General features: G+C 35.5%; 25 protein-coding genes. 21 read left to right on the plus strand and 4 right to left on the minus strand.

Annotation, left to right across the window (positions count from 1 at the left end):
- Positions 1-526: 526 nt before the first annotated feature.
- The 3 genes from OZX63_RS01480 (at position 527) to OZX63_RS01490 (ending at position 2,610) form a co-directional block, all read left to right on the plus strand.
- Positions 527-1,141 carry a replication protein gene (locus OZX63_RS01480; protein WP_277144004.1) on the plus strand — a complete coding sequence of 205 codons (615 nt, stop codon included), beginning with the start codon at positions 527-529 and terminating at the stop codon, positions 1,139-1,141.
- Positions 1,122-1,322: a hypothetical protein gene (locus tag OZX63_RS01485; protein ID WP_277144006.1), complete on the plus strand. Its 201-nt coding sequence runs from the start codon at positions 1,122-1,124 to the stop codon at positions 1,320-1,322. The genes OZX63_RS01480 and OZX63_RS01485 overlap by 20 nt, the downstream gene beginning before the upstream one ends.
- 61 nt (positions 1,323-1,383) lie before the next feature.
- The gene (locus OZX63_RS01490; RefSeq protein WP_277144008.1) at positions 1,384-2,610 is read left to right on the plus strand and encodes a tyrosine-type recombinase/integrase; all 1,227 of its coding nucleotides are present in this window, start codon (positions 1,384-1,386) and stop codon (positions 2,608-2,610) included.
- A 388-nt stretch (positions 2,611-2,998) separates the two neighbouring features.
- Here the strand turns inward: OZX63_RS01490 and gap are convergent, their stop codons facing one another.
- Positions 2,999-4,012, minus strand: a complete 1,014-nt coding sequence (gap, locus tag OZX63_RS01495; protein ID WP_277144010.1) for a type I glyceraldehyde-3-phosphate dehydrogenase — start codon at positions 4,010-4,012, stop codon at positions 2,999-3,001.
- Between the two features lie 115 nt (positions 4,013-4,127).
- Between gap and OZX63_RS01500 the strand changes: the two genes are divergently transcribed.
- From OZX63_RS01500 to OZX63_RS01540, 9 genes are all read left to right on the plus strand, one after another.
- Entirely contained in the window at positions 4,128-4,868 is a 741-nt protein-coding gene (locus OZX63_RS01500) for a LysR family transcriptional regulator (protein WP_277144012.1), read from the plus strand.
- Between the two features lie 647 nt (positions 4,869-5,515).
- Entirely contained in the window at positions 5,516-7,099 is a 1,584-nt protein-coding gene (locus OZX63_RS01505; RefSeq protein WP_277144013.1) for an ABC transporter ATP-binding protein, read from the plus strand.
- Positions 7,099-8,691 (plus strand): ABC transporter ATP-binding protein, encoded by a 1,593-nt coding sequence (locus OZX63_RS01510; protein ID WP_277144015.1) that lies wholly within the window; start codon positions 7,099-7,101, stop codon positions 8,689-8,691. The genes OZX63_RS01505 and OZX63_RS01510 overlap by 1 nt, the downstream gene beginning before the upstream one ends.
- Positions 8,692-8,725: 34 nt before the next feature.
- Entirely contained in the window at positions 8,726-9,340 is a 615-nt protein-coding gene (locus tag OZX63_RS01515) for a Type 1 glutamine amidotransferase-like domain-containing protein (protein ID WP_277144017.1), read from the plus strand.
- Between the two features lie 105 nt (positions 9,341-9,445).
- Complete coding sequence (locus OZX63_RS01520) at positions 9,446-9,958, plus strand: ClbS/DfsB family four-helix bundle protein (RefSeq protein WP_277144019.1); 513 nt, start codon at positions 9,446-9,448, stop codon at positions 9,956-9,958.
- A gap of 624 nt (positions 9,959-10,582) precedes the next feature.
- The gene (locus tag OZX63_RS01525; protein WP_277144021.1) at positions 10,583-10,717 is read left to right on the plus strand and encodes a hypothetical protein; all 135 of its coding nucleotides are present in this window, start codon (positions 10,583-10,585) and stop codon (positions 10,715-10,717) included.
- A 259-nt stretch (positions 10,718-10,976) separates the two neighbouring features.
- Positions 10,977-11,579, plus strand: coding sequence for a PBECR4 domain-containing protein (locus OZX63_RS01530; RefSeq protein ID WP_277144023.1), 603 nt, complete (start codon positions 10,977-10,979; stop codon positions 11,577-11,579).
- A gap of 166 nt (positions 11,580-11,745) precedes the next feature.
- Positions 11,746-11,937, plus strand: coding sequence for a hypothetical protein (locus OZX63_RS01535; protein ID WP_277134218.1), 192 nt, complete (start codon positions 11,746-11,748; stop codon positions 11,935-11,937).
- A 659-nt stretch (positions 11,938-12,596) separates the two neighbouring features.
- The gene (locus OZX63_RS01540) at positions 12,597-12,755 is read left to right on the plus strand and encodes a hypothetical protein (RefSeq protein ID WP_277144024.1); all 159 of its coding nucleotides are present in this window, start codon (positions 12,597-12,599) and stop codon (positions 12,753-12,755) included.
- Between the two features lie 59 nt (positions 12,756-12,814).
- Here OZX63_RS01540 and OZX63_RS01545 read toward each other — a convergent pair whose 3' ends face one another.
- Positions 12,815-14,209: an IS3 family transposase gene (locus tag OZX63_RS01545; RefSeq protein WP_277144629.1), complete on the minus strand. Its 1,395-nt coding sequence runs from the start codon at positions 14,207-14,209 to the stop codon at positions 12,815-12,817.
- Between the two features lie 491 nt (positions 14,210-14,700).
- Between OZX63_RS01545 and OZX63_RS01550 the strand changes: the two genes are divergently transcribed.
- Complete coding sequence (locus tag OZX63_RS01550; RefSeq protein ID WP_277144026.1) at positions 14,701-15,630, plus strand: phosphate/phosphite/phosphonate ABC transporter substrate-binding protein; 930 nt, start codon at positions 14,701-14,703, stop codon at positions 15,628-15,630.
- 65 nt (positions 15,631-15,695) lie between these two features.
- Here OZX63_RS01550 and OZX63_RS01555 read toward each other — a convergent pair whose 3' ends face one another.
- Together OZX63_RS01555 and OZX63_RS01560 are read right to left on the minus strand one after the other, a co-directional pair.
- Positions 15,696-16,778 carry a PTS sugar transporter subunit IIC gene (locus OZX63_RS01555; protein ID WP_277144028.1) on the minus strand — a complete coding sequence of 361 codons (1,083 nt, stop codon included), beginning with the start codon at positions 16,776-16,778 and terminating at the stop codon, positions 15,696-15,698.
- Between the two features lie 24 nt (positions 16,779-16,802).
- Positions 16,803-18,575, minus strand: a complete 1,773-nt coding sequence (locus OZX63_RS01560; protein ID WP_277144030.1) for an oligopeptide ABC transporter substrate-binding protein — start codon at positions 18,573-18,575, stop codon at positions 16,803-16,805.
- A gap of 238 nt (positions 18,576-18,813) precedes the next feature.
- On the opposite strand from OZX63_RS01560, the gene OZX63_RS01565 reads away from it, so the two are divergent.
- The 8 genes from OZX63_RS01565 (at position 18,814) to OZX63_RS01600 (ending at position 26,325) form a co-directional block, all read left to right on the plus strand.
- Positions 18,814-21,561 (plus strand): TIM-barrel domain-containing protein, encoded by a 2,748-nt coding sequence (locus OZX63_RS01565; protein WP_277144032.1) that lies wholly within the window; start codon positions 18,814-18,816, stop codon positions 21,559-21,561.
- A 252-nt stretch (positions 21,562-21,813) separates the two neighbouring features.
- Positions 21,814-22,569 carry a DeoR/GlpR family DNA-binding transcription regulator gene (locus tag OZX63_RS01570; RefSeq protein ID WP_277144034.1) on the plus strand — a complete coding sequence of 252 codons (756 nt, stop codon included), beginning with the start codon at positions 21,814-21,816 and terminating at the stop codon, positions 22,567-22,569.
- 22 nt (positions 22,570-22,591) lie between these two features.
- On the plus strand, positions 22,592-23,020 hold the full coding sequence (gene lacA / locus OZX63_RS01575; protein ID WP_277134227.1) for a galactose-6-phosphate isomerase subunit LacA: 429 nt from the start codon (positions 22,592-22,594) through the stop codon (positions 23,018-23,020).
- 70 nt (positions 23,021-23,090) lie between these two features.
- Positions 23,091-23,609 carry a galactose-6-phosphate isomerase subunit LacB gene (gene lacB / locus OZX63_RS01580; protein WP_277145079.1) on the plus strand — a complete coding sequence of 173 codons (519 nt, stop codon included), beginning with the start codon at positions 23,091-23,093 and terminating at the stop codon, positions 23,607-23,609.
- A 204-nt stretch (positions 23,610-23,813) separates the two neighbouring features.
- Positions 23,814-24,299 carry a PTS sugar transporter subunit IIA gene (locus tag OZX63_RS01585; protein WP_277144036.1) on the plus strand — a complete coding sequence of 162 codons (486 nt, stop codon included), beginning with the start codon at positions 23,814-23,816 and terminating at the stop codon, positions 24,297-24,299.
- Between the two features lie 13 nt (positions 24,300-24,312).
- Positions 24,313-24,621 carry a PTS fructose transporter subunit IIB gene (locus OZX63_RS01590; protein WP_277134241.1) on the plus strand — a complete coding sequence of 103 codons (309 nt, stop codon included), beginning with the start codon at positions 24,313-24,315 and terminating at the stop codon, positions 24,619-24,621.
- A gap of 27 nt (positions 24,622-24,648) precedes the next feature.
- Positions 24,649-26,064, plus strand: coding sequence for a PTS transporter subunit IIC (locus OZX63_RS01595; RefSeq protein WP_277144038.1), 1,416 nt, complete (start codon positions 24,649-24,651; stop codon positions 26,062-26,064).
- A gap of 9 nt (positions 26,065-26,073) precedes the next feature.
- Positions 26,074-26,325, plus strand: a complete 252-nt coding sequence (locus OZX63_RS01600; RefSeq protein WP_277144040.1) for a hypothetical protein — start codon at positions 26,074-26,076, stop codon at positions 26,323-26,325.
- Positions 26,326-26,349: the final 24 nt, after the last annotated feature.

Genomic DNA, 26,349 nt, shown 5'->3' on the forward strand with positions numbered 1-26,349 from the left:
CCTGAATGGGCTTTGCCCATTCATCAATTGTACTATTTAACTGCTTTATCATTGTTGTACTTGCTTGCTAAACAATTATTTAACGGGGAACGAATGGGGCTACTACGACCCCCATTCGTTCAATAATCAATAATCAGAAAAGATGGTTATGTTGTAAATTATTAGCAACTTAATTAGGTTAATTGATAAGGCGCTGAGTAAGCAAATAGCCGCTCTAGTTTGAGATTCTAGCGGTTGAAATTTAGTAATCAGTAAATTACCGTGCTTTAAATGAAAACTTATATAAGGAAGTTCTGACACTAACAGAGCTTCTTTTTGTTTGCAATGGTATTGCAGCATGTGTATCAGGAGCAAGTAATTTACTAACTTTTGGAAATATTTACAAAATAGCAAAAATTTATTGGTGAAAATGACAAAAAACTCCGAGAAACTATCAAAAAATGTCCTTAAGGGTGAGGGTAAAAGTTTTGAGTAAAACTTTTAAAAAAGCCCTAAGTATTTTTAATAACCTAAGGAGGTTATAAATATGACAAAACAATTATACAAGCAGCGTTCCACAAAATGGGCATTCTTAATTTACAAAGACAGTGCACCGGAGAATTATTTAGAAGAACTTGAACATATGCATGTTCCGTTTGTATTAAGTCCGTGGCATGACAAGGATGTTAATTCGAAAACTGGCGAAATAAAGAAAGCACACAAACATGGTGCATTATACTTTGACACGCTAAAAAGCTATCCTCAGGTTTCAGAATTGATCAGTAGCAAATTGAATGGACCAGCACACGTGGAACCTGTAATGTCACCTAAAGGCATGTATGATTATTTCACGCATGCGGATAATCCTGAAAAAACACCCTATGATGTTAAAGATATTGAAAGTGGTGCAGGATTTGATTTAGATACATTCTTGATGGAACAAGATAAGGAGGCATTCAATGCTAGCGTGATTGATGTGATTGAAAAAAATGATTTTACTAAATTTAATCAATTAGTACTTTATGCCCGATACAATGATCCTAAACTGCTTAATTTTGTTATTAAGCGCGCTTATTTTGTTTCTAGATATTTGGAATCAAGACATTTTGCTGTAGTTGATAAGCATAAGGAGGCTAAAGCTGATGAAAGTTCTAAACGGTAGAGAATTATGTCGTACTTTTGGTTTTAGTACTACTTTGCTATATAAATTTAGAAAATCAGGCATGCCTTACCATCAAATAGAAGGCGATGGCAGCAGAGCCTATTACATAGCTGATGAGGTGGAAAATTGGCTACGCCAAGCAGGCTTTCATCAAGAAATTAAATCAACTTGGTCTAAATAATTGATTGGTAGTAAAATAGGAGTGAACACTGTTTCGCTCCTTTTTTGGTTAAGGGGTAACAATGATTAAAAAGATTAATTCTGGTAAACATGTAGGTAAGTGGCTAGTAAGAATTCAACCAAGAGAAAAAAGTACTGGTAAAAGAATAGCTTGGCCAGCTCAATATGCAGACAGTAAAAGGCAAGCTGTCCTGACTGAAAATCAAATGTGGGCTGATTATGAAGGTGGCGTAGATATAAATATTGGTAAAGCTGTTTTTGCTGATGAGTTTCAAAAATATGTTAATAAACGTTCAAAAACGATTAGTCCAGTAACATTAAAAACTTGGCAGGATTCCGCGAATGCTTTTCAAAAATATTTTGGTAAAACTAAAATAAATCAGGTTACTACTGAAATGGTGGAAGATTACGCTCATGATTATGTTGATAAACATAACGTGATTGTAAGTAATTCTTCAAATATTGCGAAACGACTAGTGCAAATGCGTAACTTTTTTAAATCATTGGAAGGTAAGGTAATTAGTGAGAATCCAGTTCCTGAAAAAGCTTTAAAATTATTTTTTAGGCAAAGTGATTTTTCAATTAGGCAAGAATGGTATATCTTTACGCCTGATGAATTAGCGCAGATTAGGAATTTAATTATTACTGATTTGAAGGAAAATGATTTCGTTCCTAATTGGACAGGTCGATTAGCTATTTTAATTGAAAGCTACACTGGTATGCGAATTGGTGAATTACAAGCCTTAAAATTTAAAGATATTGTTCATAAAGATGGCGTTTGGACGTTTAAGATTAACGATTCTTGGTCTGATTATATTAAAGGCTTTAATGGGTCTTTAAAAGCTCGTCCTAAAGGCTATTCAAGGACGCTTGTACCTGTACCTGATAAAGTAATTAAGCTTTTACAGATGTTTCAGGACAAGCAAAATGAATATTTACAACAATATAATTGCGAAAATTCATTAGATTTGGTTTTGTTAAACCTACATAATTTTGATGGTAAAAATGCACCAATTACGCAACATGGTATAAATGATATGTTGAAGCAAATTTGCAGTAGGTTAGGTATTAAGTCTAATCATAAACGGTTAAGTGCATATTCATTTAGACATACAATGTGTACTAATTTAGCTAATACTCCGAATATGTCTTATCCTTGGGCTGCTGAAAGAATGGGTCATTCACTGCAAATGTTTATGAAAACGTATGTGGGAATTGATCCTGATATGGATAAGCAAATGAGTATCTTATGGACTGAAAAAATGGCACCTAATTTGGCACAAAAATAAGTAAAAACTCAAAAGAAACGTTGATTTAAAAGGAATACTGAGGCGACTTCTGTTGTGGCAATCAGCATTTTTAATAGTAATTCAAAGTAATCAACCTTGATTTATCAACGTTTTTCGAAGATAAGTTAAGGTTGATTTTGTTTAATAAAAGATTTTTGGCACCAAAAATGGCACACAGTTTTAAGCTGTGTGTCAGAAAAATCTTTTGGAGCAGGATATATGTTGACACAGCGGGCTTTATGCTCGCTTTTTTGTGTGACTAAGTGTGATTAGAATAATTTTGTTGTTAATAGAATTTTGCGACACCTGACCTACAATTTATTTCGTAATAAGAAAAGATTCTCTGTAATAAACAGAGAATCTTTTAAATTGGTATTAACGTTAAAAATTATAATTTGGCGTAGTAATTCAATAGTCGTATCATATTACAAGTAAAACCAAACTCGTTGTCATACCAAGCATGAACTTTTGCAAGACAAGAACCATCACCAATATTAATTACTTCAGTCATTGTAGGATCAAAAATTGCACCGTGAGTATCGTTAATTATGTCTGATGAAACAATACCGGTATCGTCGTAGCCAAAAGTTTCATTATTTTGGGTAATTGCTTTAAAGACTTCATTAATTTCTGTCGTGGTAACAGATTTATTAAGAACAAGAGCAAGTTCAGTTAGTGAGCCGTCACGAACAGGTACTCGTTGAGCTTTTCCTGTTAGTTTGCCGTCAAGTTCAGGAATAACAAGACCGATTGCCTTAGCAGCGCCACTAGAGTGGGGAATGATATTTTCAGTAGCAGAACGATTGGCACGCTTATTTTTGCCTCGAGGACCATCGGTTAAATTTTGTGAAGCTGTATAAGCATGGATTGTGGTGAGACTTCCAGCTTTAATACCAAAATGATCATTCATTGGTTTAGCAAGTAATGCTACCGATTGTGTTGTACATGATCCTGGTGAAATAATACGATCTGAACTGGTTAAGGTATTTTCGTTAATACCATAAACTGCGGTTGGAATTTTACCTGCAGGAGCAGAAATTAAAACTTTTTTAACACCCGCTTTAAGATGAGCGCTAGCCTTTTCCTTGCTTGTATAAAAACCTGTTGATTCAAGAACTAGATCAACATTATCATTGGCAACCCAAGGAATTTTTTCAGCATCTTTTTCGGCATATACTGTATAATGCTTATCATTAACAATAATTCCTGAATCATCAGCTTGTACTTCCGCTGGAAAATCACCGTGAATTGTATCGTGCTTTAATAAATAGGCGATCATGTCCGGATCAGTTAAGTCATTGATTGCCACGACTTCAATTTCAGGATCATTTAATTCAAAAATTCTCCGAAATGCTAAGCGACCAATTCGACCAAAGCCATTGATACCAATTTTAATTGACATTGCTTTACCTCCATAAAAATATTATTTGTTAACGATTTTTAGTATAGGAGCGTTTGGTAGTTTTGAATAATACTAAATAATGGTACCATTATCATTAAAAGTGATAGGTGATGAAATGAATTTTAATGATTTAAAAATATTCCGCACGATTTATGAAGTCGGATCATTGAATAAGGCAGCTCAGACTTTAGGATATGCCCAATCTAATATCACAGCTAGACTAAAATTAATGGAGCAGGAATTAAATTCGACTCTGTTTGTTCGTATGCCCAAAGGAGTGCAGCCAACTGAAGCGGGTAATATTTTTTATAAAGCAGTTTTAAATATTCAGGCAGAGTTGGCGCAAGTGTCTGCTAAAATTAACCAGCGAAAAAAGATGCTACTAGGATCAGAAACTCTAATATCAGAAGTTCTAAGTCATAATAACGTTAATTATAAAAATTTCAGTAAAATTGTTGTTAAAAATCAGAATGATATTGTAAAGGAAGCTGCTAGTCATTTGTACGATATAGTAGTGACTTTTATAAATATGGATAATAGTCATATTTATAATTTAAATAAAGTTTGTCTAATCAGCACTAATTATGCAGCACAGCATCAGTCTGTTTTTAGTGATAAAAGTGTTCCTATCTTGATTAATAGTGATCCAGAATGTGCCTTTAGGAAAAGAACTTTGAAAGATTTGATTGATAAAACAAGAGTATTTGAAGTTGATTCCTTGCAGGCGATTGAATTATTGGTTGAACAAGGAAAAGGGATAGCGTTGTTGCCAAGTAAAGTTATAGAAGAAAGGCACTTGGTTAAAATGCGTACGGACGACATTATACTCAAATATTATTTATATCAAGCAAAGTAGATGGATTAGTTAGTCAGTATAACAAAGTCAAAGATAGCATAAAAGCCCGTTGTATCAATCTTGATATGATGGGCTTTTTACTTGTTATGAAGTATTTTAAGTAGTTGTAAATTAATCTGAAATGTTATGGTCAGTCACACTGCAGGTCACACAAAGTAAAATAAGTTAGAAATTTGTCGTCATTAATTTTTAAGAAATGAACATAATCCTTGATGTAGCGGGCTTTATGCCCGCTTTTTTGTGTGACGAAGTGTGATTAGAATAATTTTGTTGTTAATAGAATTGTTCTTTAACAAGTAAAAAATCTCCATATTCAATCAAGAAATTATTTCAATCTCAAACATTAACTTAAGTAATCGTAATTTAAGTATTGGTCAAGCTATGATCTTTTTGGGTCAATTTATTTCGCCATTTTTAATAACGGAACTACATAACTTGTTTCACTTTAATGTTTTTCAAGTTGGATGTGGATTAAGTTTGATATTACTTTTTCTGAATATAATTAAACCCGTGAGATATTAAAATAACTTGTTTTTATAATAATGTTTTTTTCCAGTTTAAAGTTGTCCCAATATTTTCACAACATTAAAGTGTTGCTAATAAGTAAATATTAGTGTTTAATTAAAAAGAAAATAAGGGGGAATTTATTGAGTATTAAAGAAATTATTAGAGTCAACGTACCAAGAGCTATTTTAATTTTAGTTATTTATATTTTTAGTTCATTTTCAAGCATTGGATCACAATATTTACTTAAATATGCGATAGATGCGATTAGTAAACAGAACTTTTCTAATTTTCTAGTCTGGATAATTACTCAAGCTGTTACTAAGTTTATGGCAACTGCATTACTTGCGGCGGCAACTTATAAATTTAATCAGCAGATGCAGGAGTATATCCACAAAGTACGAGATGAAATTTTACGCCATTATTATGCAAATGGTCAGGATAAAATTTCTAAAATAGAAAATGAATTAAGCAGTAATATGAAGATTTTAACGACTGATTATTTAGAGCCTTGGTCTATTATTGTGCAGTCTTTACTTGTGATTATGCTATCGATTAGTGCCTTATTTACACTACATTGGAGTTTGATTTTAGCAACTATCGTTGTCGCGATTATTGTGTTTCTATTACCAAAAATCATGAAAAAAAGGTTATCAACGGCAACTGCCACTGCAGCGATGCAAAATTCAGAATTGCTTGAAACTATTAGTAATTGGTTTCAAGGTTTAACTGAATTACGACGTTATCACGTTTTTTCAAAAATGAATAAGGAATTAGATCGCACTAGTCAAGCTTTAGCTCAAGCAAATATCAAAAAAGAAAATCTGCATGGTATTGCAATTGGAATTAATGGTATTGGTAATACGCTTGGACAAATTGGAATTATGGGCTATGCACTTGTTTTGCTTGTTAACCATCAAATTGATTTTGGTAGTTGGGTTATTGCTACTAGCTTTTGTTCGAATATTTTCAATGGCTTGTGGGACATAGTTGATGCAATTACATCCATTAATTCAACTAAGCAGTTGCGTGATTTAACTGGAAAATTACGTCAGTTTATTTCGCTACCACAAGTAGTGCCAGTTAATAGTGTTCAAGTTAAAAATTTGGTAGTCGAGTATCAACATGGTGAAAAAATCACTTATCCTGATTTTACAATTAATGCTGGTGATAAAGTATTGCTAACAGGGGATTCTGGTAGTGGTAAATCTACATTATTAAAAGTTTTATTGGGTGAGTTAATACCACAGCAAGGACAAGTTATTTACCAAACAGATAATGGACAGGTAATTAGTCCGCAAAATGCTATGGTTGGTTATATTGCCCAAGATAGTAGTCTATTTCCTACTAGTATTACGGACAATATTACAATGTTTGCCAATAATTTAATTGAAAAAGTCCCTAAAGTTACAGAAAAAATGCAGCTTTCTGCTGACTTAGGTAACTTTCCTGCTGGTTTAAAAACGCAGGTTAATTTGGATCAAGATAATTTATCGGGTGGTCAGAAGCAGAAGATAGTTCTGGCTAGAGCAGAAATTCGTGAACCACAGATGTTGTTACTTGATGAAGCAACTAGTGCAATTGATAGTAATGCAACTGCTAAAATTGTTCATGAATTATTACAGACTAAGCAAACTTTACTGATGGTAGCACATAATTTTAGCCCAAAATTAACGCAGCAATTCGATTATCAAATTAATTTACAAGCTAAAGAAGGTGCAAAATAATGACGATTAAAGACTTTTTTAAGCAAAATCCATTACGTTGCATTCTGATAATTTTTACAGCGGCTTTCTTTCCAGCAATGCATTTGGTTAATACTGGTTTGCTTGCAATAATAACAACAGCCGTAAAAAAATGGCAGATCCCATTTGCTTTTTGGCTAGTTGCAATTATGGCGCTAGTTTCACTGGCTGATTATTTTACTCAAGGTTGGTTTAATTCATTATTTACAAAACAAGCAGAAGAATACAGCGTAACTTTGCGCCGTAAAATAGTTCAGCATTATTTTTATGATCAATCTGATCATCAAGTTTCACAAGTACAAAACCGCTTAACTAATGATATCGAACAAGTAACTTGGGATTACTTTGCATCTTGGTGCAATATTATTATGGACATTAGCTTTTTTGTTTTTGCTTTCTTATTGTTGCTAAACTTTCATTGGTTATTGCTGGTAATTAGTATTGCAATGACAATTATTTCGTTAATTTTGCCTAAATTATTGAATAAGCGATTGCAAAAGGCAACGTTGAATATTTCTAGTGCTAATAAAATTTACCTTGATAGCCTTGAAAAGTGGCTATCTGGATTAGCGGAATTACGCCGATATTTAGCAGGTGCTAAATTATTTAAAGTAATCCAAGTAGATTCTAAAAAATTAGAAGATGCCAATGTTAAACAAGTTGGTTTACAACAAACTTTGGTAGTAATTAACGGTTTAATTTCGGAAAGTTTTAGCTTATTACTTTTTATCCTAGCGGGATGGTTGATTATAAATCATCATGTTCAATTTGGCGCTTGGATCGTTGTGGGAGACTGTCAATATTATCTTGCTAGCTCAATTGAACAAATGATTGCGGCTTACGGGCGAATTGAGGGAAGTAAGTCCCTTAATAAGCAAATTGCGGATTCCGCCACACAAAGTTCAGTAAAACAGGAAAAGAGTGTGGAGACGCCAGTTTCTTTGATGACAGAAAATTTAAGCCTTAAGTTTCTTAATGGTGAGCGACTAACTTTTCCAGACATTAATATTAAAAAGGGTGAAAAAGTGTTGCTTACTGGTGATTCTGGTGCCGGCAAAACTAGCTTACTAAAAATTTTACTTGGTGAAATTACACCTACAACAGGTAAAGTGATATTTAGGAATGAAAAAGGGCAAGAAATCATACCGAACATGAGTAAAATTGGGTATCTTCCCCAACCACCAGTTTTGTTTCCGGGAAGTATTGCCGACAATATGACAATGTTTAGCGCATGTCTAAAATCCAAATTAACACCACTGATTGAGAAAATTCAGTTTACAAGGGATGTTTCTCATTTTCCTACAGGACTAAATACGAGAATTAATTTAAACAAACTAAATGTTTCAGGAGGACAAAAGCAAAAAATTGTTTTAATTCGGGCACTAGTTCATCAAAGTAAAATTATTCTGTTTGATGAAGGAACAAGTGCCATTGATCAACAAGCAACAATCGAAATTTTGCGTGAAGTTACTTCTGGTGAACAAACAGTTATTTTTATTGCTCACAGTCTTAATGATCATATGAGACAGATGTTTGATCGTGAGATTCATTTAGTTAAAAACAAGAATCGATAATATTAATAATTGAAAATCACTATTTGGAGAAAAAATGAAGAAAAATTTTTTATGTTCTTATTTTGCTGGAGTTGTTGAACAATTTAAAGCTTTCATTCAGACTAGTAACATAAAAACTGATAAAGTTTTGTTTATTCCAACTGCTGGTAATGTTGAAGAATATACTGGATATATTGATGAGGGCCGCGAGGCCTTAACTAACTTGCATTATAAAGTTGACGAATTAAACATAGACAAAGAAAATACGGAATACGTAGCAAATAAAATATCAGCTGCCAACATGATCTATATTAGTGGAGGAAATACATTTTATTTATTACAAGAGTTAAAAAGAAAAAATCTTTTGCCATTATTAATCAATAAAATTAATAGTGGTGTTCCTTACATTGGTGAATCAGCTGGTGCAATTATTTTGGCACCTAGCATTGAATACAACAAAATTATGGATGATACACAAATTGCCCCTGACTTAAAAGATTATACGGGACTGAATATTACCGATTTTTATACGTTGCCGCATTTTATTGAACCGCCGTTTACTGATAGCGTTCAAGAAATTTTTAAAACTTATAAAGATCAACTCAACTTGCTTGCTATCAATAATTCACAAGCAATAATAGTTAATGGAGATAATTACAAAGTAATTTAATAGTTAAGAAACGATAACGTATTAAAGGGCTCTTTTGTAAATTTTGATAACAAGATACCATGAGTACTCAATAATATGAAAATATGCAGACTATTAGGAGAAAAAATGAAGACTTACGCCAATAAAGATGAGCTAGTTAATGCGATTCGCCAAAGCTATCAAAAATATATTACTGAATTTACTGATGTACCAGAACGGTTGAAAGATAAACGGATTGAGGAAGTTGATAAGACACCATCTGAAAATTTAGCTTATCAATTAGGTTGGCTAAATTTGTTATTGGAATGGGAAGAGAAGGAAAAAAGAGGGCTGCATGTACAAACTCCAACGGATGAATATAAATGGAATCAACTAGGTGATCTTTACCAGTCATTTTATCAAAAGTACGGCAAGCAAAAGTTAACTGATCAAGTTCAAGAATTAAACCAAAAGGTAGAAGAAGTATGTGCTTGGGTAGATACGCTTAGTGAGCAGGAGTTATTCGAGCCCGGTCAGCGGCAATGGGCAACTACTAAGGCTATGTGGCCGTTATATAAGTTTATCCATATTAATACGGTTGCACCGTTTACTAATTTTAGGACTAAGATTCGTAAGTGGAAAAGGTTGGTTTTGCAGTAATTTCTGTCCTAAATGGAGTATAAACAGTTTAGACTTTATCAAAAATACATATAAAAATAATATTTTATGAAAGCTATATTCATATAAAAATAATTTTGCTATAATTAAGAAACGTAGAAAAGTTAAAAAGGGCGGTGGCTACCGTTTGAAAGAAGATGATGCTTATGGCATTTAATGGACTAATACTCCAATCTCTTAGTAGAAAGGTCAGTCATTTGTGAGTGGTTACGAAGTAGCAACGATTGTGTTGCTATCAGTTACATTTCTTGTTGATTTGTTGACATATATCGACAATCGCAAGAAATAATTGCGAACAAAAACGCCCTGAGAAATAACTTTAGAGAGTTACAGGGCGTATTTGTCAAAAATATCGTTCAGTAGCCACCGTCCTTTGAAGACGGCTCTACGTAGAGAAGTCCTATTATCAGTAGGGCTTCTTTTTAGTTACACCAGTATTATAACATGTGCACGAATGGTAGGCAATTTAATGTTTAGAATAGATAATTATCAGATTTATTTATGAAGTTAGCGTAAAGTATTTGTGGGGAAAATAAAAAATAGAAGATAACCTTCTGCTAAAATGTAGTTTGAACAAAGATTACATTCAGAAAGTTTTTCTTCTATATGACTAGTTTACTACAAGACTTACACCTTTTGTTAGATAATTTGACTGCCAATACTAATAAACTGCTGGACAGTCAGCTTACTTTTGATGATGTATTAGAAATATTCATGCAGGAATTACGCCATTGGGGCTAAAAGTTTATTATCCACAAAAAGTTGACACTAACTTGCTTGCTTTATATTAGAAAATCATGTAACATAATATTTGAAAACAGGTAACTAGAGTATCTGTTAGATGTAGATTTGAGCTAGGTGGGTTGGACTTAATTGCACTTTCTCAAGGAGTCTTTGAAGGGTTGTATGTGAACACCTCGAGCCAATAGAAAACATTCTTATTTGTAAATAAGTATAGGAACTCGTAAGAGTTCCTATTTTTTTGAAAGATTATTGAATAATGGTTGTAGAATCTGAAACAGACTTATTAATATCTGCTGCAAGAGAGTATGAAAAGCTACTGGGCAAAGAAATTAAAATGGTATTGGGTCGAAAAGGTAAAAGTGAAATTATAACTCTTCTTTTTGACTCAAGCGATTTTTATCATTTGGCTGGCTTGCACAAGTTAGCAGATATCCGTGATATTTATCGAGGTGAAGCAACCGATATTTTTGACAAAATTGTGTCTGGCAGAATAGACATTTCTAATATTAACAGATCTGTATTTTTTGATAATATTATCGAACGTTTGGAAATTTTAAGTCAGATAAATGATCTGTTTACTAAAAGCAATACGATTTTTAAATTTAGAAAATTACAAACTCGAAACAGTAAAATTAATTGGAAGTATTTAGTAGAGTTTGAAACAGTTCAAGGCTATTCTGGGTACTTATTTTTGACTGAATACCGTAATAGGCCTAATAATTATGTTTGTATGACAGACTTTAAAAAACATTTAGATTATAGTATAGGCCAAATTAAAATGACCTTATTACAAACAAAATTAATTGATAGTGGAACAGAAATAGTTATTTTTCAAAGTCCTTCATATAAAGACGAATAGTGGATAATTAAACTCTTATTTATAGGCGATTGAATGAGTTTTATTTAATTGATATGTTATAGATTTGTTATCTCCCTTGATTTTATTAATAAGTGTGCATACTCTATTTTTAGATATTTAGATTAAAGATGTTATAGTTTAACTAATGATAGAGGGGAAGTTGAAAATGATGAAAGTCCTGAACGGTAAAGAATTATGTCGTACTCTTGGTTTTAGTACCACTCTACTATATAAATTTAGAAGAGCAGGAATGCCGTATCACCAAATAGAAGGTGGTAGAGCATATTACATAGCTGATGAAGTAGAAGATTGGTTGCGTCAAGCAGGCTATCATCAACAAAAAGTATGGTCTAAATAATATGAAAGGCGAATCTTGTTTTGCATCCTTTAGTTAAGAAATAGCAATGATTAGTTACAACATAAATAGTGGAAGAATGTGACCATAGTTATGAAGAATTAATGGAATTACTAAATAAATAATTATTATATTTAATAAAGGTATAATTGCACTAAAAATGGCGCACAGCTTTTAGCTATGTGCCAAAAAATCTTTTGGAGTGAAACGGTTGTTGATATAGCAGACTTTATGCCTGCTATTTTTTGTGTCAAAATTATATTTTATAAAAGCTATATTCATATAAAAATAGTTTTGCTATAATTAAGAAACGTAGAAAAGTTAAAAAGGGCGGTGGCTACCGTTTGAAAGAAGATGATGCTTATGGCATTTACTGGACTAATACTCCAATCTTTTAGTAGAAAGGTCAGTCACTTGTAAGTGGTTACGAAGTAGCAACAATCGTGTTGCTATCAGTTACGTTTCTTGTTGATGTGTTGACGTATATCGACAATCGCAAGAAATAACTGCAAACAAAAACGCCCTAGCTTTTGCTATAATAAAATACGAACATGAGTAAGAATAGATAGCGGTGACTAATTTCTAACTTAAGGAAGTGGTGCTTATGGTGTAACAACTGTTAAGCTAAAAATCTTGCAGGAAGGATTAGTTAGGTATCCACCATGGATACCGTTATTGCTTTTGGTTTATCAATTGCCATGACTATTTTAGTATTGGTAGAAATTATTAGTAGCTTAACTGAGTTAACTAATAAGGCTACTAATTTAGTCAAGGCATTAGACGAATTAAAGGCTGCTTTAAAGAAATTTAAGGTAAAATAAAAGCCGCTCTAGTTTGAGACAGTGATCTGAACCCTAAAATTAGGACAGATTATTAAATTTTAACTTAGGACTAGCTCCCGATATTTTATCGGGGCTAGTCCTTTTAATTTTATTTTGATTCTTTCGTTATTGTAGTAGTCGATATATTCTCTGATTGCTTGTTCTAATTCAGTTAGACTCTTAAAATTCTTTTCGAAGCCATAAAACATTTCTCGCTTTAAGATGCCAAAGAAGCCTTCCATTAATCCATCATCTAAGGAATTACCCTTACGTGACATTGATTGCTCAACACCATGATTCTTAAGCCATGCTTGAAATGACGCGTGCTGATACTGCCAGCCTTGATCGGTATGAAAGACTAAGCCATTTAATGCTGGATGTTTCTGCCAAGCTAACTTTAACATGTCCATTGTTTGCTTTAAATTAGGACTGCGGGAAATCGTGTAAGAAATAATTTCCTGCGTGCAGCCGTCAATAATTGGCGACAAGTATGTTTTTTGACCATTAAGGTTGAACTCAGTAACATCGGAATACCACTTGTGATCAGGTAAAATAGCGCTAAAATTACGCCGAATTAAATCAGGCTTTATTGGACCTTGAGTTCCACGGTAACTGTTGTACTTCCGCCAACCTTTGATTCTAATGCCATATAATTTCATTTTAGTCATTAATCTTTGAATCTTTTTATGATTGACTTTAATACCTAAATTTTGAATTGTTTGCGCAATACGGCGATAGCCATAACGATGTTTGTTATCTTCATATATTTTGCGTATTAGAGTCATTAACGGTTGATTCTTAGTATCTTTATCTTTCTTATTAATCGTGTAGTAATAATTACTGCGTGACATGTGCGGCAGATCAGGATTGGTATTAATAGTTTCAAGAATAAAAGTTACACTGACTTTAAGTTCACGTCTTAGCTGGGTAACTGCCGCAGCTATTTCTTCGGCTTTTGGTTCTTGTTCCTTTGGTTGACTAAGACGTGCAATTTTTTTACAAATTCGTTTTCGACAGTAAGTTTCAAGTTCTGTTCTTGTAAGTCCTTGACCTGTTGTTTGAGACGATGATTTTCCTGCTTGATCAGCTTGTCTTTGGCGTTCATGTTTAGGGCGTCCTTTCGGTTTAATAACGACATTATACCCGTTTTCTTTGTAAGAGCGTACCCAATTGGTTAACGTACTAGGAGCTTTTAATCCTAATTCAACAGAAACTCCATAAATGGCTTCCTGATTAACAATAATTCGCTTGATAGCCTGCTCTTTAAATTCAAGCGAGTAATGAGCATGAGGTTGGTCTAAGATTTTAAAGCCATGCGTTTTAATTAAAGCAATTAAATAGGTGATACCTTTTTTATTAACCCCATATTTGTCACTTAGCTTTTTTGAACCAATATGATTATTTTTCCATAAATTATAAATATCTATTTTGTCTTGTTTAGATAATTTAGCCATAGTAAAATCCCGAAATTAGTTTGTTCTAATTTCGGGGTTCATATCACAGTAGCGGTTTTTAACAAATCGTAAAGTCATCGCTTTTTAAGCGGAAACTCATGTTAAGAAGTCTTGGTACCAACAAGGCTTCTTTTTAATTACACCGATATTATAGCATGTGCATTAGTCACGGGCAATTAAAACTCATAACTAGAACTCATGAGAATTATAATACGAAAATGTTAAAAATAATACAGATTTTTCTTTAAAAAATGAATGCTTTCTGTTATTATTTTCTATGGCTGAATTTGAGTAAAAGGGGTGGTAGCTATGCCAAGCATTAAAATCGTTTCGATTTCAATTTTAACGCTGGCAGTCTCACCTTTTTATCGAGTTAGGCAGCTCGTTCAATTTTTAAATAATATCCAGACTAAAGGACTTAGTGCTTTTTACATTTGTAATTAGCCGTAAGTCTTTTTTTGTGGGCAGTTTTTGGGAGGTAATAGGTAATTATGCGTAATTTCAAAAAGTTATCGGCATTTGCTGTGGCGCTGCTGGCTACAGTTATGCTGAGTGCATGTGGCAACGGCAATCACAAGCAGAGTAATAGTGCAACACCGAAGTCACTAAATGTCCAATTTGTCCCTAGTGTTGCGGCTAACAAGATGGAGGGTCGTGCTAAACCAATAGAAAAGATGTTGTCTAAACGATTGGGGATTCCCGTTCATGTGACGGTTTCAACCGATAACAATGCCGTGATTGAAGCAATGAAATCCAAGAAGGTTGACGTTGGCTTCTTACCTGCTGATGCCTATGTTCAAGCGCATAAGCAAGGAGCTGCCGATGTCTTGCTGCAATCGGAGCGTTACGGCTTAAAGGAGCCAGGTGGTACATGGACTAAGCAACTTGTTCATACTTTACGTTCAGAAATTCTGGTTAAGAAAAATTCCAAAATTAAGAGTTGGAAGGACTTAAAGGGTAAGTCGATTTCCATTCAAAGTCCAACGTCAACGACTGGGTATATTTTCCCAATTGCGGAGTTAAAGCAGAAGGGTTTTGACGTTACCAAGAATTGTAAGTTAGTTACAGTTACCGGCCATGATCAAGGGGTCTTGAATGTTTTAAGTGGTGACACCGATGCGGCATTTGTCTTTGAAGATGCTCGTAACAATGTTCTGCAAGACAACCCGAAAGTTAAGTCGCAAGTGGTGCCAATTTACTTTACTAGACCAGTACCTAATGACACAATTTCAGTAATTCCAAGTTTGCCGAAGGCTTTTCGTGAAAAACTCGCTAAGGCCTTCATTGCGATTGGGAAGTCCAAGGCTGGTAAGAAGGTAATTGAAAGTGTTTATGACCAAGAAGGTTACATTCCTGCCAAAGACAGTGATTACAACATTGTCCGTAAGTATCAGAAGATTGCTCAAGCCGTTAAAAAGTAATTTTAATTAGCAAAAAAACACGCTCCCAGATTAATTAACTGAGAACGTGTTTTTTGTTTCTGTAATTATTCGCCTAAGTAAGCAAAGGCTACTTTTTCATCGTAAACATGTAGCATTTTATCAAGGATGAAGCGGCAGGCAAGAGCGGTAACAGCTGGGATGACGAACCAAGCAAGTAGCGCCAATAGTAAATTGATGCTGCTTGCACCAGCGTCAAGGGAAGCCAGGGGACCAACAATTCCAACAAGACCGAAGCCGGCTGAAGCAGGAGTTCCAGAAATGTGCCATAAAGCTACCGGCAATGCGGACACTGTTGAGGTGATGATTATTGGGAGCATGATAATTGGATGTCTAAATAAGTTAGGGATCATCATCTTCATAGCGCCGAGGGCAACAGCGATGGTAACGCCGGCCTTGTTAACTTTCCATGAGTGAACAACCAGCACTATTGTGGTTGCGGCGACTCCCATGGCAGCAGCTCCGGCAGCGATGCCACTAAGCTGAATGGCCATCCCGATGGCAACTGTTGAGACAGGTGTGACGATTAAGAGGGCAAACATCCATGAAATTAGAATACACATTAAAATTGGTTGAAGTTTGGTGAAGGAAGCAATAATTGCACCTAGGCCCGTAGTGATTTTACTGACAAATGGCAAAAGCAGGAAACCAATGTAGGCAGAGCCACCTCCAACGACAATTGGACTCAAGACGATTTTGACAGAGCCAAAGAGATTACCAATTAGCATTGTGAGAAAGACGGCGATAGCTGCAGTAATCATCGTGTTAATCAAGTCACCAGTACCGGATGAAATGAAAATTCCGGCTTGCTTGGTTGCAGGATTAATTGCTTGGGCGTTAAATTGGGTAACGCCAGAGCCAACGTAGGATGCGCCTGCAACAATGGCAATATCAATTGGTGCAAAGTTAAATTGATAGGCAATTAGCGCACCAATCAATAGTGGGGTTGCCACTTGGAAAACCAACAAAACATGGGTTAAACCAAGCGTGAAAGCATTGTTGCCGCACAATTTTAAGATTGCGCTCAATACGGCATTAGGAATTAAACCAACGATAATTCCTGTCGCTGTTCCTGATAAAACTTTATTAAAAAATTCCTTTGCTGTAACTTGATTTTTTGTATTATTCATAGTGTTTTTTCCTTAAAGTTGCTTTTATTTGGCAAAACCGATGTCATACCAAATTGGATGTTTGTTGGCACATTTTGATGGGTCAACTGAGTAATTGGTCAGTTTATTATTAACTGCCGTAATTGTGTATTGGCTGTCGAGTGGGACAATGTAGGCTTCCTTATTCATGTAGTTTTGCCATTTATGGAAGACCTCAACCCGATGTTTGTGATTGAAGGAAGCAGGAGCATCCATCTCATTAATCAGGCGCGTGTTTTCTGGAGTAGCAAATCTTGAGTAGTTGCCCAACGACTTTTCGCTGTATAAATTAGCTTGTGAAGGTTCAGTTGATAAGCCGAAGCCTCCAATGTAGGCATTGACGTCAGGATTGTCCTTATTCAATTTATCGTAGAAAGAGTTTTGCTCAGTGAGCCGGCCGCCTAGAAGTTTAACGTCCAAACCAATCTTGTGCCATTGCTGCAAGTAATTTTGAATAATTGGCTCTTGGGTGGCATTACCGCTCATTGCCATGAAGTTAATCTTAAGCGGCTTACCGTTAGGTTGCGTGCGCCACTTGCCCTTCTTCTTGTAGCCAGCTTTATCTAAAATTTCGTTGGCCTTTTTCAGGTTGAAGGTGTAGCCCTTGGCATTTTTATCGAAGTAATCGCCAAAGCCGGCCGGAATTAAGGTTGGAATTCTGAACTTCAATCCTTGTGTATAACGCTTATCTACTTGATCAACGTTCATTGCGTAAGCCATCGCTTGTCTAAGTGGCTTGCTGTTCATAATATTATTTTTGTCAACAACATTCTTTTCTTGCTTGCTATCCCATTTACCAACCTTGAAGCCAAGGTAATAGTAAACAAGTTGGATTTGAGCGACAAAATTGTAGCCCTTGGTCTTTTTGACTTGGTTCCACTGGGTATTAATGACGTTAATCACGTCAAATTTATGACTCCTAATTGCTTCGGAAGCGGAGTTAGTTGAAACAACTGAAGTCAAAATTTTATCCAGTTTTGGTTTGCCACGCCAGTAGTATTTGTTTGGTACCCAAGTAACTGATTGACCACGGACAATCTTTTGCACCTTATAAGGACCAAAGAAGAGCGGTTCTTTTCGAACTTGATCGCTGGATTGTAATTTATCAAACGGCACGTTTTTCAGATAATGGTAAGGAGCAGCTGTTTCGCTGTAGCAATTGCTGCCGGCATTGTACATTCCGGGGTACATCCTTTGGAAGTGAATTACAATGCTGCGGCCATTTTCGCCATCTGGGTATGTAATTCCCGAAATTGTTTTAGCCTTGCCATCATGGTATTGCTTGAGCCCGACAATGTTGGCCATTTGGTCGGTATAACGGTCGCAATTAGTCTTTTTGTTAGCGATAATTTCGTAAGAATATTCCAAATCCTTAGCGGTAACTTGCTTGCCGTCAGACCACTTAACACCCTTTTTGGCAGTTACCGTAATTGTCTTGTCTTGGCGATTAACCTTAAGTGTAGCTGGACCTTTGTCATTAATCTTGTAATGATTGTCATAGTAAAACAAGGTTTCATCGCCGAATTGGGATGCTAAATAGTCGACGACATTTTCTGAAATTTCATCTAAGAAAATTCCCTGAAATGGTGTGTCTGTTTCAAGGGCGACTTTCAGTGTGCCGCCTTGCTTGACGGGCTTTGCAGGAACTGTTGTTTTTAACTTGTCGACTTCTTGTGTTGCATTAGTATTTGAACTAGTATTGCTCTTACCGCAAGCAGTTAAAGCCATCGCTGCTAGCAAAACAGTGCCCAAATATTTAACAAATTTATCTTTCTTCATAATTATTTACCCTATCTTTTGATATTATTTTAATGAAAGTAAATTTCTATTGCTATAAATCATAACAGCGATTAAATTAAAATACAATATATTTTTTAATTTAATTTTATTATTTGAGATAATTATGTATAATGCAGATTAGGTAATTATTTTGCAATGCTAATACTTAATATCTTGGTTTTATTTTAAATTAAAATGAAAATTAAAAAGGCGTATTTGAGAAGGGATGCTAAATTAAATGGTTATTAATATATTGAAGCAAGATAACTTTTATAAAGTTAGCTATGCTAATGGGATGGTTGCACGAGTTTATTTACTTGCGACCAATATTTTTCGCTATTATGTTGATCCAACTAAGCAATATGCTCCGCCGGAGCAATCACAAGCGGGGTTACATGCCCGAATTTTGGCACCGACAGTTGATGAATATGGCTCTCATTCGGTTGACAGTAGTGTTACAGAAACTGCTGTTAATTGGGCAATTCTGACTGATGACATGAAAATCAATTTTGCTAAAGATACCGGTGCAATGAGTGTATGGATAAATGACAAGCTGGTTTTGCAGGAAACGCGTCCAGTTAGTGTCAGCGTTGATGGCAGCGTCCAATTTTTGCAATCAGATAATACAGCTAATTATTTTGGTGGCGGAACGCAGAATGGCCGCTTTAATTTATCTCGGCAACGGATTGTAGTCGCCAACACCAGTAATTGGCTGGACCAAGGCGTGGCGTCACCGGCACCATTTTATTGGTCAACTGCTGGGTATGGTGTTCTACGCTATACTTTTACGCGCGGTGAATATGACTTTGCAAGTAAAACGTCAGGACTGATCACTACAAAGCATGAAGAAAATCGCTTTGATGCCATTTACTTTTTTGCACCAACGCCCTATCAGTTAATCCATACTTATCAGGAGTTAACGGGATTGCCGCTATTGTTACCAATATTTGGCTTTTATGAAGCACACTTGAATGCTTATAATCGAGATTATTGGGTAAAGGCGGACTCGCAGGAAAAGGGTGCGATCAAATATCCGGATGGAAATTTTTATCGGGAATATCATCCTAAAGAGTTGCCGGAAGAATTAAGAGGACAGGCAATACGCGAAACTTTAAATGGTGAGCAAGGTGGAGCCGCTTATTTGTTAAGTGCGCGCGGGATGCTTGACCAATATTTGGCTAACGATATGCCGCTAGGGTGGTTTTTACCAAATGATGGTTATGGTGCGGGTTATGGTCAGACCGATTCATTACAAGGAAATTTGCAAAATTTAGCAGCCTTTATTCGGTATGCAAATAGTCGCGGAGTCGAAGTAGGCTTGTGGACCCAGCAAAGTTTATCTCCGGTGGATCCAGCTCACCCTAAGGCAAGTGATCGTGATTTTGAGCAAGAACTTACGGCTGGAGTTACGGCGCTGAAGACTGATATGGCTTGGGTCGGAGCCGGGTATTCCTTTGGCCTTAATGGTACGCAGACTGCTGCGGCAATGATTAAAAAAATTAAAGGAAAAAATTTACGTCCCTTTATTATCACGATGGATGGCTGGGCAGGTACGCATAATACTGCCGCTGTTTGGACTGGTGACCAAAAAGGTGGCCAGTGGGAGTACATTCGCTTTCAAATACCAACTTACATTGGCGAGGGCTTGTCTGGTCAACCAAATGTGGGTTCTGATATGGATGGCATTTATCTTGGGAGCAATTCTGTGGTAAATACGCGCGACTATCAATGGAAGGCTTTCACACCAATTCAACTGAATATGGATGGCTGGGGGACTAATCCGAAGAATCCATTTGCCTTTTCAGAATCAATTACTGCCATTAATCGGGCATATTTGAAGCAAAAGACAATGCTGCTGCCATACATTTATACTGCTGCTCATGAGGCAGTTGTTGCTGGTAAACCACTTGTTCGCGCCCTATTTTTAGAATATCCAGATTTATCAGAGTGCTACTCAGATTTGGCAAAATATGAATATTTGTGGGGCGATGCCTTTTTGGTTGCACCAATTTATCAAAATACTGCTGCTGATGATGCGGGCAATGATATTCGTGACGGGATTTACCTGCCTGATGAAAAGCAAATTTGGCTTGATTACTATACAGGTCAGGCATATCAGGGCGGTCAGGTCATAAACGAATTTGCGGCACCTATTTGGAAGTTGCCCGTCTTTGTTAAAGCAGGTGCAATTGTTGCTAAAGCACCAGCAACCAATACATCTAAGGAATATTTGCAGGCAAAACAAAGACGGCAATTTGAAATTTATCCTGGAAAGAAAAACCAAATCACGGTTTATGAAGATGACGGTATTTCTGCCAAGTATCAAGATGGTGCCTTTGCTCAAACAATGATTGAGGCAGAGCAGGTAAATGACCAATTATTAGTTAAAATTGCGCCAACAATTGGTCATTATGAGGGGATGAAGCCCCAGCGAACAACAGAATTGGCAATCAAAATGAATAAGCAACCAAATGAAATTGCGATTAAGTTGGGTGACCAGAACTGTGACTTGAAGCAAGCTGAAAGTTTAACTGAATTTGTTCAGGGTAGTAATGTCTATTACTTTGATGAACATTATTTGCCTAATCCGTATTTAGCTGCAGTAGGTAACAATTTAGAACAAACTTTTTTGCGGATAAAGCTAGCAGCAGTTGATGTTAGTCAGACAGGAATTGAACTACAGTTAATTGGCGTAGATACAACAGTTACACCTGAAAATTGTTTACCGAATGAACAGGTTGCAGCCAAGGCGCCAATAGATTTAAGTAGCAGCAGCACGCAAACGACGACTTTGTCGTGGCAATACGCTGATGAAAGTCTGGGTCGTGTTACTTATAATGTTAAAGTTGACGGCGTGCTTTACACTGGAATTAAAGAGCCGAAGCTGGTTGTTCACGGTTTGCTGCCAAATAAACAACATGCTTTTACAGTTCAAATTGTGACTGATAAGGGAACAACGGCGTGGAGCAATGAACAGCTGTTTTAAATATTGAAATTAATAGGAAGACTTTAGTTTAAGTCTTCCTATTTGTTTGTCCTGAATTACTGCTAAAGTGAGACAATTGTTTTAAAATGTTTAATTAGTAAGGAATAGTGTAGAAAAAAGCAACAATCTGCAATTATTTTTGTTTACTTTTTGAAAATTAAACATATTCAAACATTGACAAACAAAAAAGAACAATTATACTAAAGGTGAACTAAATTAGTTGCTGAATCTAGTTTAAAAAGTAGGTAACCAATGTTAAAAAGCGAAAGATTAAAAACGATTTTACAAGTAATTAATACTCAAAAATTTGTTACTGTGGATGAATTGGCTCAGGCACTGACAGTTTCAGATATGACAATTAGACGTGACCTAAATGAATTGGATAAATTAGGTAAAATTTCTCGAATTCATGGCGGTGCGCAATTAATATCGGATCAAACTAGAAATGAAAAGAGCTATCAGCAAAAGCGGGAAATTCATAGTAAGGAAAAGCTTGAGATTGCCAAGCGGGCCTGCAATTTGATTCATGAAAATGATTCTATTTATGTTGGTCCGGGCACTACTTTAGAATTAATGGTTGCTAATCTTAAGACTAAACGTCTGCGAATTGTAACTAATTCGCTACCTGTTTTTGAAGCAGCGCGTAACAATCTTAATGATTATGAGTTAATTATGGTTGGCGGTTCGTACAGAAGAATTAGTGGTGCCTTTTTAGGTACGCTAGCTAATAACGAACTAAAGACCATGTCATTTTCAGTTGGTTTTGTTGGTGTAAATGGGATTAAAAATACTTCTATGACAACAGCTAATTTGGAAGAAGGTCAGACTGAGAGTATAGGACTGGACTGTTCACAAAGTAAATTTGTCGTTGCAGATTATACCAAATTAAATCATAGCGACTTTCATCAGTTTTATGATTTACGGAATGTGGATGGGTTAATTACTAATCGCGAAGTAGGATCAGATGTAGAAAAGCATTACAGTCAATTTACAACTGTTTACAAGTAGTTTTACTGAGAGGAGATTAACTATGAAAGTTGTTATTGGTAGCGATAAAGATGGCTTTGAATTAAAAGAAAAGGTAAAGAATTATCTTAACAGCCATGATTATGACGTTTTAGATGTAACGCCAGAGCCAGCAGAAGACTTTGTTGAATCAAGTTTGAAGGTTACTCATGAGGTAATGGATAACGGGATTAAAAAGGCAATTATGTTTGACGAATATGGTGTTGGTTCTGCTATGGCCTCAAATAAGGTTAAAGGCATGGTTACGGCTAATGTCAATGAGGAAAGAACAGCTCATATGACCGCAATGCACAATGGTGCTAAGGCAATTGCATTAGGCAGCGGAATTGTTGGCGACAAACTGGCATACTCGATTGTGCAACACTATCTTGACACAGAATATGCTGGCGGTCGTCACCAAATTCGTTTGAATATGCTTGAGGAAATGATCTAAGGAGGTTTTGAAAATGTTTGATAATGATAGACCGCAACCAGAATTTGTTGATCCTAAAATTGATAAGCATATGGTGATTGCTTTGGGTAATGACCATATCGTTACCCCAGTGAAAATGGCTATTTCTGACCATTTAAAAGAAGAAGGTTACCAAGTTATTGATGAGGGTACGCACGATAACACGAGAACGCACTATCCAATGTATGGTAAACGAGTTGCTGAAGATGTAGCTGATGGCCGTGCCGATCTTGGTGTCGTTCTTTGTGGTACAGGAATTGGGATTTCGACCGCTGCCAACAAGAACGAAGGCGTTCGTGCAGCGATGGTTGGCGATGTTGCTCAAGCTGAATATGCTAGACGTGAATTAAACGCTAATATTTTAGGCTTTGGTGGTATTGTATTGGGTCGCGACTTTATTTTTGATATTGTCGATTCATACCTGAATGCTAAGTACGAACCTTCTGATGCTAACAGAAAATTGATTGATAAAATTGATCATATTGCTAAGCCAAATCCAGACCAAAAAGACAATGTCCATTTCTTTGATGAAGAAAATAAGAAATGGTCTGAAGGCGTATACCACGACTAATTAGAATAAATAAAAATAATAGACTTTAATCGCACACAAAAAAGGCAACTCATTAAATATGAGCTGCCTTTTTTTATATTTATTTGTGAAAAAGCGCTTGCATTTTTGCACATGGTTACATATAATATCAATAGACGAGCGAACAAAAACTAACACTATCAAACAAAAACGAAAACTCGCCTGAACTGAAAAGGAGTTTGTGCTGTGGATATTAATAATTTGTTTTCACCAGATGCTGTTTTTGTCAGTGAAGCTGAAAGTTCAACAGCTGTTTTTAAAGAGGTTTCTCATAAGTTATTTGAAGAAAAGTGTGTTAAAGATTGTTTCTTTAAAGAAATTACTGAGAGAGAAAGCTCTTATCCAACTGGGATAGACACTTCACCAATTTCAAAAGAATTACCCAATATTGCAGTTCCGCATACAGAAGGAGAATTTGTTAATACACGGCTTATTGTACCAGTTGGGTTAAAGACACCGGTTTGCTTTAAAAATATGATTGCACCAGATCAGGATTTGCAAGTTAAATTCTTATTTATGATTTTAAATAATGATCCTGAAGGACAAGCAAATATTTTAGCTCAAATTATGGACTTCTTAAGACTTACGCCGGTTCCAAAATTACAAAAGTTATTTAATTTCACTTCGACTGATAAAATTTATCAGTTTATGAGTGAAAATTTTAAAAAATAGGAGGTTTGTTTCTATGAGTAGAGAAGTTAAGTTTATTGCGGCATGTGGTGCAGGAGTAAATTCATCACATCAAATCAAGGATGCTGTTGAAGCAGAAATGAGAAAACGAGGCTACAACGTTAAAGTTGATGCCTATATGATTAAGGATGTTAATGAAGATCTGTTGTCAAAATATGATGGTTATTTGACAATTGCTAAAACTGATCTTTCATTTACGCCTAAGATTCCTTTGATTGATGCAGGACCAATTTTGTATCGTATTCCTGCAATGGCAAAACCGGTTTATGATAATGTGGAAAAAGTTGTTAAAGAAATTAATTAAGTAAAATCTTTCTGAAAGGAAATAAAAATGAATGGGATTATTAATTTTGCTAACTCACTTTTTAAGCCATTAATTGATATGGGTGCTGCAACAATTATGTTAATTGTTTTAACATTAATTGCTGTTTTGTTTAAAGTAAAATTTAGTAAAGCACTTGAAGGTGGTATGAAATTAGCGATTGCGATTACAGCTATCGGTAATATTATGAACATGTTAACTACATCGTTCCAAAAGCCGATGCAGCAATTCGTTCAACATACTGGAATTCACATGGATATGCAAGATATGGGTTGGGCTCCTCTAGCTACGATTACTTGGGGTTCGCCTTATACACTCTTTTATCTTCTAGTCCTGATTGTTTTAAATGTTGTACTACTTGTCTTAGATAAAACCAATACATTAGATGTCGATATTTTCGATGTTTGGCACCTAGCATTTGATGGACTGTTCTGTGTTTACGTTGGTGCTCCACTTTGGTTATCAACATTATTGGTATTATTCATTGGTACAATGAAGATTATCAATTCTGATTTAATGAAGCCAACTTTTAATGATCTTCTTGATGCCCCTGAGGGTAACCCAATGACCACTACACACATGAACTATATGATGAATCCAATTATCATGGTCTTTAACAAGTTCTTTGATAAATGCTTACCATGGTTAGATAAGTTTGACTTTGACTCCACTAAGTTAAATGAAAAAATTGGCTTTTGGGGTAGTAGATTTGCAATTGGTGTTTATTTAGGTGTCTTTGTATCCTTACTTGCTGGTAACAATTTTGCTACTGAAGAAGGTTGGAAAGACATGTTCACTCTGTCGTTTGTAGGTGGTTCATGTATTGAACTGTTCTCAGTAATTGGATCATGGTTTATTGCTTCAGTTGAGCCATTATCACAAGGTATCGCTGATTTTGCTACCAAGAAATTCTCTGGCCGTACATTCAACATTGGACTTGACTGGCCATTCTTAGCTGGTCGTTCAGAAATTTGGGCAGCAGCTAATGTTTTGGCACCTATTATGATGCTTGAGGCTATGATTCTTCCAGGAAACAGATTAATGCCTTTAGGTGGTATTATTGCCATGGGTGTAACCCCAGCTTTGCTAGTAGTTACTCGTGGTAAGATTATTCGGATGATTATTATCGGAACAATTGAATTACCTATCTTCCTCTGGGCTGGTACAATGGTTGGTCCATTTGTAACTAATATGGCTCATTCAGTAGGTGCTGCAATTCCTGCACATACAATGGTTTCAGACACTACTATGGAAGGGCCTGTTGAAAAATACTTGGCTTACTTAGTAGGTAATGCATGGAAGCAACATGGTATGTTTATTGTTTATGCTCTACTTGCACTTGCTGCTTACTTACTATTATTCATGTGGTACGCTAAAGAAATGAAGAAGCGTAATGCTGAATATGCTGCAGCTGCTAAAAAATAATTACTGTAGGTGGTTAAATTGAAAAAGATTAAAGTTACTTCAAAAGAAAAGGCAAGAAGAAATAGGTTGTTCATGTGGGCAATGTTTGTGGTTGTTATCAATTTATTACAATTAATTTTGAAGAATTGGATTACAAATTTGATTGCAATGGTTGGAACAATCTACGCCTTATACAAAATTGTAGTTTATGATAATCCTAAGAATCACCTTAGCCAAAAGTATTACGATTGGAAGGGCAACAAATTAAGTAATAAGAATTAAGTATGATGTAGTTGATAATCTATT

It is taken from the genome of Lactobacillus sp. ESL0700, assembly GCF_029392095.1.
Classification (GTDB): Bacteria; Bacillota; Bacilli; order Lactobacillales; family Lactobacillaceae; genus Lactobacillus.

Bases quoted from the DNA above. Each gene is read 5' to 3' on its own strand.
- OZX63_RS01545 (WP_277144629.1), bottom strand. From the start codon at position 14,209: ATGGCTAAATTATCTAAACAAGACAAAATAGATATTTATAATTTATGG.
- OZX63_RS01480 (WP_277144004.1), top strand. From the start codon at position 527: ATGACAAAACAATTATACAAGCAGCGTTCCACAAAATGGGCATTCTTA.
- lacA (WP_277134227.1), top strand. From the start codon at position 22,592: ATGAAAGTTGTTATTGGTAGCGATAAAGATGGCTTTGAATTAAAAGAA.
- OZX63_RS01525 (WP_277144021.1), top strand. From the start codon at position 10,583: ATGACTAGTTTACTACAAGACTTACACCTTTTGTTAGATAATTTGACT.
- OZX63_RS01595 (WP_277144038.1), top strand. From the start codon at position 24,649: ATGAATGGGATTATTAATTTTGCTAACTCACTTTTTAAGCCATTAATT.
- OZX63_RS01485 (WP_277144006.1), top strand. From the start codon at position 1,122: ATGAAAGTTCTAAACGGTAGAGAATTATGTCGTACTTTTGGTTTTAGT.
- OZX63_RS01565 (WP_277144032.1), top strand. From the start codon at position 18,814: ATGGTTATTAATATATTGAAGCAAGATAACTTTTATAAAGTTAGCTAT.
- OZX63_RS01510 (WP_277144015.1), top strand. From the start codon at position 7,099: ATGACGATTAAAGACTTTTTTAAGCAAAATCCATTACGTTGCATTCTG.
- OZX63_RS01500 (WP_277144012.1), top strand. From the start codon at position 4,128: ATGAATTTTAATGATTTAAAAATATTCCGCACGATTTATGAAGTCGGA.
- gap (WP_277144010.1), bottom strand. From the start codon at position 4,012: ATGTCAATTAAAATTGGTATCAATGGCTTTGGTCGAATTGGTCGCTTA.
- OZX63_RS01520 (WP_277144019.1), top strand. From the start codon at position 9,446: ATGAAGACTTACGCCAATAAAGATGAGCTAGTTAATGCGATTCGCCAA.
- OZX63_RS01515 (WP_277144017.1), top strand. From the start codon at position 8,726: ATGAAGAAAAATTTTTTATGTTCTTATTTTGCTGGAGTTGTTGAACAA.
- OZX63_RS01555 (WP_277144028.1), bottom strand. From the start codon at position 16,778: ATGAATAATACAAAAAATCAAGTTACAGCAAAGGAATTTTTTAATAAA.
- lacB (WP_277145079.1), top strand. From the start codon at position 23,091: ATGGTGATTGCTTTGGGTAATGACCATATCGTTACCCCAGTGAAAATG.
- OZX63_RS01550 (WP_277144026.1), top strand. From the start codon at position 14,701: ATGCGTAATTTCAAAAAGTTATCGGCATTTGCTGTGGCGCTGCTGGCT.
- OZX63_RS01535 (WP_277134218.1), top strand. From the start codon at position 11,746: ATGATGAAAGTCCTGAACGGTAAAGAATTATGTCGTACTCTTGGTTTT.
- OZX63_RS01490 (WP_277144008.1), top strand. From the start codon at position 1,384: ATGATTAAAAAGATTAATTCTGGTAAACATGTAGGTAAGTGGCTAGTA.
- OZX63_RS01570 (WP_277144034.1), top strand. From the start codon at position 21,814: ATGTTAAAAAGCGAAAGATTAAAAACGATTTTACAAGTAATTAATACT.
- OZX63_RS01540 (WP_277144024.1), top strand. From the start codon at position 12,597: ATGGATACCGTTATTGCTTTTGGTTTATCAATTGCCATGACTATTTTA.
- OZX63_RS01590 (WP_277134241.1), top strand. From the start codon at position 24,313: ATGAGTAGAGAAGTTAAGTTTATTGCGGCATGTGGTGCAGGAGTAAAT.
- OZX63_RS01560 (WP_277144030.1), bottom strand. From the start codon at position 18,575: ATGAAGAAAGATAAATTTGTTAAATATTTGGGCACTGTTTTGCTAGCA.
- OZX63_RS01530 (WP_277144023.1), top strand. From the start codon at position 10,977: ATGGTTGTAGAATCTGAAACAGACTTATTAATATCTGCTGCAAGAGAG.